Genomic DNA, 9658 nt, shown 5'->3' with positions numbered 1-9658 from the left:
GACGATCAGCGGCCGCCGATGGCGCCGAGACCGCCGCGCCGACCCCCAACGCCACCGCCAAAGCCCCCACCCGGCCCACGTAGCGCCCGCAACCCACGAACCCGGTCCTGCTAGGTGTCGTATGAGACATAGCCATCTCCCCACTCGCTTTGTCGGCCACCTCGCCGACCGCTGCCGCAGCACCCCGCTGACACGAACATGGTCGCGCGATAAGAAGTACATGTCAGAAATCCCACACCCTGCATCAGATGTGACTAAAATCACACCAAGAATGTGTTCGGGAGGAAAGTCCGGGGGTTCAGCCCTCGGGGATCTCCCGCTCAATCTCCTCCAGCCACACCGTGGCCGCCATGTCCGAGGGCGCGCGCCAGTCCCCGCGCGGCGACAGCGAACCGCCGTGCGACACCTTGGGCCCGTTGGGCAACGCTGAGCGTTTGAACTGGCTGAACGAGTAGTAGCGCTGGGCGAACACCGCCAGCCAATGCCGGATCTCCCCCACGGTGTAACCGTGCCTTTCCTCCAGCGGGAAACCCGGCGGCCACCCACCGTGCTGTGGGTCGTGCCAGGCGTGCCAGGCCAGAAAGGCGATCTTCGACGGCCGGAACCCGTAGCGCAGCACCTGAAACAGCGAGAAGTCCTGCAGCGCATAGGGCCCGACTTTGGCTTCGCTGCTCTGCACCTGCTCACCGGCACCGGCAGGCACCAGTTCCGGGGTGATCTCGGTGTCCAGCACCGACTGCAGGATCACCCCCACCTCCTCGTCAAACTGACCTGAGGAGATCGCCCACCGAATCAGATGCTGAATCAGGGTTTTCGGCACCCCGGCGTTGACGTTGTAGTGGCTCATCTGGTCACCCACGCCGTAGGTGGACCAGCCCAGCGCCAACTCGGACAGATCACCGGTGCCTAGCACGATCCCGCCGCGCTGGTTGGCGATCCGGAACAGGTAGTCGGTGCGCAACCCGGCCTGGACGTTCTCGAAGGTGATGTCGTAGACCTGCTCGCCGCGAGAGTAGGGGTGGCCGATCTCGGCGAGCATCACCGTCGCGGTGGACCGGATGTCGATCTCTTCGAAGGTGACCCCGAGGGCTTTGGAGAGCGCGATGGCGTTGTTTCTGGTGCGCTCCCCGGTAGCGAAACCGGGCAATGTGAACGCCAGGATGTCGCTGCGGGGCCGGCCTTCCCGGTCCATTGCCTTAGCGGCGACGATCAGCGCGTGGGTGGAGTCCAGTCCGCCGGAGACGCCGATGACGACCTTGGGGTAATCCAGCGCACGAAGTCGCTGCTCAAGGCCGGAGACCTGGATGTTGTAGCCCTCGTAGCAGTCCTGTTCGAGGCGGACCGGATCCTTGGGAACGAACGGGAACCGCTCCACCTCTCGGCGCAGACCGATATCACCGGTGGGCGGGTCGAGCCGAAAACCGATGCGCCGGAACGCATTCTGCGCCTGAAAGTGGCGACGGTTATCGTCGAAGGTTCCCATCCGCAGCCGTTCGGCGCGCAGCAGATCCAGGTCGACGTCAGCCATCGATCGGCGGTCGCCCTTGGGGAAACGCTCCGAGGACGCCAGCAACCGGCCGTTCTCATAGATCATCGTCTGGCCGTCCCAGGCCAGGTCGGTGCTGGACTCGCCTTCCCCGGCGGCGGCGTAGACGTAGGCGGCCAGGCAGCGCGCCGAGGCTGAGCGGGCCAGCAGCGCGCGGTCCTCGGCCCGGCCGATGGTGATGGGGCTGCCCGACAGGTTGGCCAGCACCGTCGCTCCGGCCAACGCGGCGTGCGCGCTGGGCGGCACCGGCACGAACATGTCCTCGCAGATCTCCACGTGCAGCACCAGGCCCGGCACATCGTCGGCGGCGAACAGCAGATCCGGCCCGAACGGAACTTCGGCGCCCAGCACGCGGATCGTGCCGGTCATATCGTCACCGGGCGCCATCTGGCGGCGCTCGTAGAACTCCCGGTAGGTCGGCAGGTAGGACTTGACCGCGACGCCGAGAACCCGCCCGCGGTGGATCACCACGGCGGTGTTGTAGATGCGGTGCAGATGCCGCAGTGGTGCACCGACCACCAATACCGGCAGCAGGTCGGCGGAGGCGGCCACCACATCGGCCAGCGCGGCCTCGACGGCGTCGAGCAGGCTGTCCTGCAACAGGATGTCCTCGATCGAGTAGCCCGACAGGGTCAGTTCGGGAAAGACCGCCACTGCGACCCCGTCGGCGTGGCAGTCCCGGGCGATCCGCAGTACCGAGGCGGCGTTGGCGGCCGGGTCCGCCAGCACAGTCCGGTGCGTGCACGCCGCCACCCGCACGAATCCGTGCCGGTAGGCCCCGAAGAAGTCGGCCGCAGTGAAGTCCACGCCTCATTGTGGCCTGCGGCTTAACCCGGTGGCCCGTGGACACCGAGAGGACATCCTTTTATGATAAATTCTCAGCTTTGCTCCGAGGTTGGGAAATCCATTGATTGGCCGACGATATTTGCCTGTGAAAGCCGCTGCAGTGGCGGCGGCCGGGTTTTTGCTGACCGGCGGTGGGGTGGCCCTCGCGGCGCCCGGTTCGAATGGCGACAAGAACGGCGGCAACGGCGGCGACAAACCGTCGGCCACCGCATCGGGCAGTTCGGCCGGCAAGAACGGCACAACTGCGGGCAACAGCGGTTCCGCGCCCGGTAACAGCGGTTCCGCGCCGGGCAAGACCTCTTCCGGTCCCGGCAAGCCCGCGACGACACCTCCGGGCAACTCCCCCGGGGCGCCCAATCCCGGGCCGAAGAACCTGCCGGACGCCGCGCCGCCGGTGGCCGCCGGCGCGACCGGGAAGACCAACCCGGCGAGTACCGGCACCCCCAATTCATTCGGCAAGTCGGTCGCCGCGACGGCCAGCAGCCAGCAGGGACAGGGCAACGGTCCGAGCCCCAGCGTCGAAATCCCCAGTGCCACAGCCGTTCCGTCGGCCACCGCCTCGGTGACCGTCACCATCCCCCTCCCCGCCTCCATGCCGATCCCCATCCCGCTACCCGTCACCATCCCCAGTTCGGTCCCGGTCACCGTCACCGCCGCCCCGTCGACCTCAGCCGGCGACTCCGAGTTCATTCCGGCGCCGTCGCATGCTGTTCGCAACGGCGCCGTCCCGACCGCGCCGCGTCCCGAGCCGTCGGAGGCTGTCACGCGTGGGAACTCGGGTCCGCAGCAGCGAGTCCAGGCGGCACCGCCGGCAGCGGCCTCCGCAACCGCCGCTACCGCAGTCTCGATTTCACCGCCGCAGTCAACGGGCGCGGCCGCCGGCCCCTCCCCCACAGCCGGCGCCGAGACGCCCTGGATCGGCAGGGTGGCCACCCAGGTCGTCGACGAAGTCCGCGAAGCGCTGCGCGAGGTGTCGCTGAAGGAGCTCGCTCTCGCCGCACTACCCGGGTTGGTCGGCATGTTGTTCTTGTTCTCCGCGGGGATCGGCATAGGTCACCGGCAGGCCAAATTCGGGTTCGCACTCGAGTCGACCGGCGCGTTGCGGTTCGCGATGCGCGGCCCGCTGGGGGTGGTGCGTCCCGGCGGCTTCATCGCCATGCCGGCCCGCCGCCCGAGCACGCTGCTCAGCCGCGCGGCGTGACCGGGGCTCGGTCCCCCGGGCCGGACTGACTTAATCTCGTGATGTGGACGCCCCGGAACTCATCGCGCTGCTGACCGGCCGGCGGGTTGCGGTGCTCACCGGCGCCGGGATCTCCACCGACTCCGGCATTCCCGACTACCGCGGCCCGGACTCCCCGCCCGCCAACCCGATGACCATCCACCAGTTCACCTCCAGCCGCGGATACCGGCAGCGCTACTGGGCACGTAATCACCTGGGCTGGCGCCATATGGCGCAGACCGAGCCCAACGCCGGCCACCGCGCATTGGCCGCCCTCGAACGGGCCGGGGTTGTCTGTGGCGTCATCACCCAGAACGTCGACCTGCTGCACACCAAGGCCGGCAGCCGCGCCGTCATCAACCTGCACGGAACGTACGCCCACGTGGTGTGCCTGGACTGCGAGTACGGCATATCGCGTTCTGCGCTGGCCGAGCAACTGGAGGCCGCTAATCCCGGGTTCACCGAACGCGCCGAGAAAGTGGGCGGGCTGGCGGTGGCACCGGACGCCGACGCCGTCGTGAACAGTACCGATTCATTCCGTTTCGTCGACTGCCCGCAGTGCGGCGGAATGCTGAAACCCGACATCGTGTACTTCGGCGAGTCGGTTGCCAAAGAGGTTGTCGATCAGGCGTATTCGCTTGTGGATCAGTCCGGCGCTCTACTGGTCGCCGGCTCTTCCCTGACGGTGTTCTCCGGCTACCGATTCGTCCGGCACGCCGCCGCCAAGGGGATACCGGTGGCGATTCTCAACCGCGGACCCACCCGCGGCGACGACCTTGCCACGGTGAAGGTGGACGCCGGCTGCTCGCCGATGCTGACGCTGCTGGCCGAGGAGCTGACCGCCCGCAAACCGGCGGTGCCGTAGGGTCGCCGGGTGGCTACCGAAGACAACGGCAATACTTCTCTGGGCGACATCTCTTTCGGCGACATCCTGGCTGCTTTCGCCGTCGGCATTGGCGGGTCGGTGCTCAAGCCGATCCGCCCCCGGCCGGGTCCGGCCTCCGAGCGCTGGGGCGTCGGCGTCGGTGAAGCCGCCGCAAGCCTGCCCTGGATGCCGGGCCCGGTGCGCGGCCTGGCCCGCCAGCTCAACCAATTCGGCTCGGTGGTGGTCAGCCCCGGCGGTATCGAGTACGACGGCGACGAGGTCGCCTGGTCGAAGGTCTCCGAGATCCGGACCCGACGGCTGGTCGGCTACCTGGCCACCGACGCGATCACCAAACAGGTCAACCGGTTGCCGCTGTGGCGGTTCCCCGGCCGCGCCCGGGTGCTGAACGCGGTGAGCCAGGCCGCGCTGACGGCAGTGGCCGTGGCCGCCGACCTTCGGCTCGACCGCGGCGTGTTCACCCTGTGCGTCCCCGCGGAGGTGCAGTACCGCGGACTGGTGCGCACCAAGCAGATGTCGGCGGGCATGCCCGCCGCGCTGGTGCTCGCCGACCCCGCGGTGCGGGATCTGGTGGAGTCGACGGCGAAGGCCCACGGCATCCCGGTACGGATGGCCGATCACGACGCGCTGGAGGTTGCCGCGCAACGCGCCGCGGCGATCCGCTCGGTCGTCACCGGGATCGGCGCACTGGTGGGCGTGATGGGACGGTCGACAGCAAAATCGCCGGCAGGATCGACGGCGTTGTCCTAGACCGCCACCAGGTCGTCGGCGTGCACGGCCGGCCGGCGCAGTTCGGCCGGAAGCTCGGAGGTGGAGCGCCCGATCATGGTTTCCAGTTCGGTGGCGTCGTAGGCGACCACACCGCGGCCCACCATCGTCGCGTCCGGGCCGTGCAACTCCACCACGTCGCCGCCGAAGAACCGACCGGTGCATCCGGTGATCCCGGCGGGCAGCAGCGACCGGCGCTGTTTGACCACCGCCCGCACCGCACCGGCGTCCAGGCTCAGCGACCCGGCGGCCTCGGCGGCGTAGCGGACCCAGAACCGCCGCGCCGACATGCGCGTCGCCCGGGGCGCGAACACGGTGCCCACCGACGCCTCGGTGAGGGCATCGGCGGCGTCGGCGGCGGCGGCCAGCAGCACCGGCACCCCGGCGTCGGCGGCCAGTAGCGCCGAGGACAGTTTGGAGGCCATCCCCCCGGTGCCGAGTCGGCTGCCCTGCCCGGCCACCACGCCGTCGAGGTCATCAGGCCCGGCGACCTCGGGGATGAAGCGCGCCGGTTTGTCTGGGGGTGCTTTTCGCGGATCGCCCTCATAGAGCCCGTCGATGTCGGAGAGCAGCACCAGCGCGTCGGCACCGACGAGATGAGCGACCAGCGCCGAGAGCCGGTCGTTGTCGCCGAACCGGATCTCGTTGGTGGCCACCGTGTCGTTTTCGTTGACGATGGCCACGGCGTGCAGCGCCCGCAGCCGGTCCAGGGTGCGTTGAGCGTTGGTGTGCTGCACCCGCTGGGCGATGTCATGGGCGGTCAGCAGCACTTGACCCACGGTGCGGTCATACCGGGCGAACGCCGTGCTCCAGGAGTTGACCAGCGCCACCTGCCCGACGCTAGCGGCGGCCTGTTTGGTGGCCAGGTCGGTGGGTCGACGGCTCAGCCCCAGCGGCTCGATACCTGCGGCGATCGCCCCCGAGGACACGATGACGACGTCGGTGCCGGATTTCATGCGCGTCTCGATGGAATCGGCCAGAGCCGCAAGTCGGGTGGCGTCGAACAGCCCCGCTGGGTTCGTCAGCGCGGTGGTGCCGATCTTGACCACGACGCTGCGCGCGGTGCGGATCGCCTCCCGGTGAACGCTCACCGATTCTCCTCGTCGGGATGCTCGCGACGCTGCCGTTTGGCTTCCCGGCGCTCTGCCGCCCCGATCCGCTCGTTGCGTTCCACCCGGATGTCGGTGCCGCGGCCGGACAGCGTGACATCCACCCCGGCCGGAGTCTGCGGCTCCCAGTCGAACGTCATATCCCCGATGGTCACCGCGCAACCAGCGGAGGCGCCCCGGCGCAGCAACTCGTCCTCGACGCCGAGGCGGGCCAGTCTGTCACCGAGGTAGCCGACCGCTTCGTCGTTGTCGAAGTCGGTCTGTGCCACCCAGCGTTCCGGCCGGGTGCCGCGCACGATGAAACCGCCCGGGTGGGCGGGGTCGGGTTCGACGGTGAACCCGCTGGAGTCCACCGGCAGTGGCCGGATCACCGGCCGGCGGGCCACCACCGGCGGCTGGGCGGCCCGGTAGCGGGCAACCATGTCCCACAGCGCAAAGGTCAACTCGCGCAACCCCTCCCGGCTCACCGTGGAGACCTCGAAAACCGGCCAGCCACGCTCGGCGATCTCCGGACGGACGAAGTCGGCGAGTTCGCGGGCCTCCGGTACGTCGATCTTGTTGAGGACCACCGCCCGTGGCCGCTCCGCGAGATCGCCCAGCGCGGAATCGGTCTGCAGGGTCGGCCGGTAGGCCGCCAGTTCAGCCTCGATCGCGTCGATGTCGGAGACGGGGTCACGGCCGGGTTCCATTGTTGCGCAGTCGATCACGTGAACCAACACCGCGCAGCGTTCGATGTGGCGCAGGAAATCCAGCCCCAGACCGCGGCCCTCGGAGGCCCCGGGGATGAGACCGGGCACGTCGGCGACGGTGAAGGTGTGGTCCCCGGCCGACACCACGCCGAGGTTGGGTACCAGGGTGGTGAACGGATAGTCGGCGATCTTGGGTTTGGCCGCCGAGATGGTGGACACCAGTGATGACTTGCCCGCCGAGGGGAAGCCGATCAACCCGACGTCGGCGACGGTCTTCAGTTCCAGGGTGAGGTCGCGGGCCTGCCCCTTCTCCCCGAGCAATGCGAAGCCGGGGGCTTTGCGGGCCCGGGAGGCCAGTGCGGCGTTGCCCAACCCGCCGCGGCCACCCTCTGCGGCGACGAACCGGGTGCCCTCCCCCACCAGATCGGCCAGCAACCGGCCCTGTTCGTCGAGGACGACGGTGCCGTCGGGCACCCTTAGTTCCAGGTCGGCACCGGCCGCACCGTCGCGGTTGCTGCCCGACCCCTGCTTGCCGGACGGAGCGACGACGTTGGGGTGGAAGTGGAAATCGAGCAGCGTGTGCACCTGCGGGTCGACCACCAGCACGACGCTGCCACCGCGCCCACCGTTACCGCCGTCGGGGCCGCCCAAAGGTTTGTACTTCTCCCGGTGCACCGATGCGCAACCGTTGCCTCCGTTGCCCGCGCGGGTGTGAATCACCACGCGGTCGACGAAGCGGGGCAAGCTACTCCGGCCGGGCGACGCGGACGATGTTGACGACCTTGCGGCCGCGCTTGACACCGAACTCCACCGCACCTGGGGCGGTGGCGAACAGGGTGTCGTCACCTCCGCGGCCCACGTTCACACCAGGGTGAAAATGAGTGCCGCGCTGACGGACCAGGATCTCGCCGGCCTTGACGACCTGACCGCCGAACCGCTTGACCCCCAGCCGCTGGGCGTTGGACTCGCGGCCGTTGCGTGAGCTGGAAGCGCCCTTCTTGTGTGCCATGTCCGTCCCTCTAGCTACTTGATTCCGGTGACCTTGAGGACTGTCAGCTGCTGACGGTGCCCCTGCCGCTTGTGGTAGCCGGTCTTGTTCTTGAATTTGTGGATGCGGATCTTCGGACCCTTGGTGTGTTCGAGGATCTCTCCGGTGACCGCAACCTTAGCCAGTTCGCCAGCGTCGGTGGTGACCTTGGCGCCGTCGACGACCAAGGCGACCGGCAGCGACACCGAAGCACCCGGCTCGGAGTCGATCTTCTCGACCTTCAGCACATCGCCGACGGCGACCTTGTACTGCTTGCCGCCCGCCTTGACGATCGCGTAGGTGGCTGTGTCGGCTGCCATCGTTCCTCTTCCACTAGGTGGTCGTGTCGCTGGGCGCGCGCTACCGGTGGTTGCGCGAGCGGGTCTGGTGTCGCGGGTGACGCTGGGGTGGCCCGAGCTGTCCCGCTGCCGCCGGCTGGGCCTGGCGACAACGCGCTAAGGGTACGTGACCAGCATCTGCAGGGTCAAACCGCGGGTGGACCGGCGGGCCTGGCAGCGGCCCGCCGACGGGTTCGGGATGCCGGTTGTTGGTCGACGATTTCGATGGTGGTGTCCTCCTCGATCGCGTCGTCGTCGATGACGTCCTCGTCGACGTCGTCGAGTTCGATGTCGTCATCGTCCTCGTCGTCGTCCTCGTCGTCGTCCTCGTCGTCGTCCTCGTCGTCGTCCTCGTCCTCGTCGTCGTCCTCGTCGTCGTCCTCGTCGTCGTCCTCGTCGTCGTCCTCGTCGAGATCCTCGATGTCGTCGTCCTCGTCGAGATCCTCGTCCTCGTCCAACACGCTGACCAGGTCGATGTCGGCGCTTTCGGCCTCGAACTCCTCGGCCAGTTCGGCGATCTCGTCCTCGGCGTCCTCATCGCCGTTCTTGGCCGCCGCCATCGCCTTGAACATGGGATGCTCGCCCGGAACATGTGCGGGCACCCGCGCCACGACTTCGGCGGCCGCCACCACTGCCTCTTCGCCGCGGCCCTTGCGGCCGCGCCGGTTGCGCCGCCCACCGGACTCCGCCTTGCGACCGATGGGGGGAGCGTGGTCCACCGGATCGGCGTGCATCAGGACCCCACGGCCGCTGCACTGGGTGCAGGTGCTGGAAAATGCCTCGATCAGGCCGGTGCCGAGCCGTTTGCGGGTTATCTGCACCAGCCCCAGCGAGGTGACCTCGGAGACCTGATGGCGGGTGCGGTCGCGAGCCAACGCCTCGGTGAGCCGCCGCAGCACCAGATCGCGGTTGGACTCCAGCACCATGTCGATGAAGTCGATGACCACGATGCCGCCGATATCGCGCAACCGCAGTTGGCGCACGATCTCCTCGGCGGCTTCGAGATTGTTCTTGGTGACGGTCTGTTCGAGGTTACCGCCGGCGCCGGTGAATTTGCCGGTGTTGACGTCGACGACCGTCATCGCCTCGGTGCGGTCGATCACCAAGGTGCCGCCCGAGGGCAGCCACACCTTGCGGTCCATCGCCTTGGCCAGTTGCTCGTCGATGCGGTGCACCGCGAACACGTCCGGCCCGTCCTGGCCGCCGGCGGGCTGGTACCTGGTCAGTTTCGGA

9 protein-coding genes are annotated in these 9658 nt (G+C 68.6%); 3 read left to right on the top strand and 6 right to left on the bottom strand.

Translation table 11 applies throughout. The features are described 5' to 3' along the window. Positions 1–298 precede the first annotated feature (298 nt). Positions 299–2353 (bottom strand): NAD(+) synthase, encoded by a 2055-nt coding sequence (locus ADBZ5N_RS14735; RefSeq protein WP_526258595.1) that lies wholly within the window; start codon positions 2351–2353, stop codon positions 299–301. 124 nt (positions 2354–2477) lie between these two features. Between ADBZ5N_RS14735 and ADBZ5N_RS14730 the strand changes: the two genes are divergently transcribed. From ADBZ5N_RS14730 to ADBZ5N_RS14720, 3 genes are read left to right on the top strand one after another with little or no spacing between them, the layout of a single operon-like run. Further along, on the top strand, positions 2478–3593 hold the full coding sequence (locus ADBZ5N_RS14730) for a hypothetical protein (protein WP_526258593.1): 1116 nt from the start codon (positions 2478–2480) through the stop codon (positions 3591–3593). A gap of 43 nt (positions 3594–3636) precedes the next feature. Continuing rightward, positions 3637–4476 (top strand): NAD-dependent protein deacetylase, encoded by an 840-nt coding sequence (locus ADBZ5N_RS14725; protein WP_526258591.1) that lies wholly within the window; start codon positions 3637–3639, stop codon positions 4474–4476. Positions 4477–4485: 9 nt separating this feature from the next. After that, on the top strand, positions 4486–5244 hold the full coding sequence (locus ADBZ5N_RS14720) for a hypothetical protein (protein WP_526258589.1): 759 nt from the start codon (positions 4486–4488) through the stop codon (positions 5242–5244). Here the strand turns inward: ADBZ5N_RS14720 and proB are convergent. The 5 genes from proB to ADBZ5N_RS14695 all read right to left on the bottom strand — a co-directional run. Next, the gene (gene proB, locus ADBZ5N_RS14715; protein ID WP_526258587.1) at positions 5241–6353 is read right to left on the bottom strand and encodes a glutamate 5-kinase; all 1113 of its coding nucleotides are present in this window, start codon (positions 6351–6353) and stop codon (positions 5241–5243) included. The genes ADBZ5N_RS14720 and proB overlap by 4 nt on opposite strands. After that, positions 6350–7804, bottom strand: a complete 1455-nt coding sequence (gene obgE / locus ADBZ5N_RS14710) for a GTPase ObgE (RefSeq protein WP_526258585.1) — start codon at positions 7802–7804, stop codon at positions 6350–6352. Before obgE ends, proB begins: the two co-directional genes overlap by 4 nt. A gap of 1 nt (position 7805) precedes the next feature. After that, positions 7806–8069, bottom strand: coding sequence for a 50S ribosomal protein L27 (gene rpmA, locus ADBZ5N_RS14705; RefSeq protein ID WP_526258583.1), 264 nt, complete (start codon positions 8067–8069; stop codon positions 7806–7808). A gap of 14 nt (positions 8070–8083) precedes the next feature. After that, complete coding sequence (rplU, locus tag ADBZ5N_RS14700; RefSeq protein WP_526258581.1) at positions 8084–8407, bottom strand: 50S ribosomal protein L21; 324 nt, start codon at positions 8405–8407, stop codon at positions 8084–8086. Positions 8408–8571: 164 nt separating this feature from the next. Next, positions 8572–9658, bottom strand: a 1087-nt coding sequence (locus ADBZ5N_RS14695; RefSeq protein WP_526258579.1) for a ribonuclease E/G, incomplete at its 5' end; no start/stop codon positions are given.

The organism is Mycobacterium sp. (genome assembly GCF_044370595.1).
Taxonomy (GTDB): Bacteria; Actinomycetota; Actinomycetes; order Mycobacteriales; family Mycobacteriaceae; genus Mycobacterium.
Note: the sequence above shows the minus strand (reverse complement) of the source record. Positions and strands in the feature narration are given on the sequence as shown.

Excerpts from the sequence above, each read along its gene's own strand:
- rpmA (WP_526258583.1), bottom strand. The coding sequence starts at position 8,069 with ATGGCACACAAGAAGGGCGCTTCCAGCTCACGCAACGGCCGCGAGTCC.
- rplU (WP_526258581.1), bottom strand. The coding sequence starts at position 8,407 with ATGGCAGCCGACACAGCCACCTACGCGATCGTCAAGGCGGGCGGCAAG.